Source organism: Endobacterium panacihumi, from assembly GCF_050847465.1.
GTDB classification, from domain to species: domain Bacteria; phylum Pseudomonadota; class Alphaproteobacteria; order Rhizobiales; family Rhizobiaceae; genus Neorhizobium; species Neorhizobium panacihumi.
Genome location: NZ_JBOZRA010000024.1, coordinates 1 through 472, shown reverse-complemented (window position 1 = coordinate 472; position 472 = coordinate 1). Strand labels below are relative to the sequence as shown.

Annotated in this window: 1 rRNA gene; it reads right to left on the bottom strand. The window is 52.1% G+C overall.

What is annotated here, in order from left to right:
• A 23S ribosomal RNA gene (locus ACRQ1B_RS29170) occupies positions 1 to 104 on the bottom strand; the annotation flags it as partial.
• Positions 105 to 472 lie beyond the last annotated feature (368 nt).

Sequence of the window (472 nt, the reverse complement as noted above, 5' to 3'; positions counted from 1 at the left end):
ATCAAAGCTTATTCGCAGCTCCCCACGGCTTTTCGCAGCGTATCACGTCCTTCTTCGCCTGTGCATGCCAAGGCATCCACCAAATGCCCTTACGACACTTAATCGTTCTCATTGCCAATGCTCATCATTATAGCCTGCTCTTTCGAACAAACAGCCGGGCTACCTTTTACAACCCAACCATCTCATGATGCCATCGACGTGTTCTTATAGATCAGGTCACTTTATCGGGGCCACGCCGAGCGGCCCGCTTGTGCCTGATCAAAGACCAGCTTCTCGAGATTAAATCCGGGTCCGCGCGGTTAGCAAACGGACATCAATAGATCGTCAGAAGGCTCCGAAGAACCCAACAACGACCGACCAGAGTGACAAGCTTCCTATCTCCACCGATCCCTCTTTCGTGTCCGGCCGGCTAGGCCATCAACGACATCATAAGGATCAGCTTCAAACCCGGACCTAAATCCGAACCTGGAAG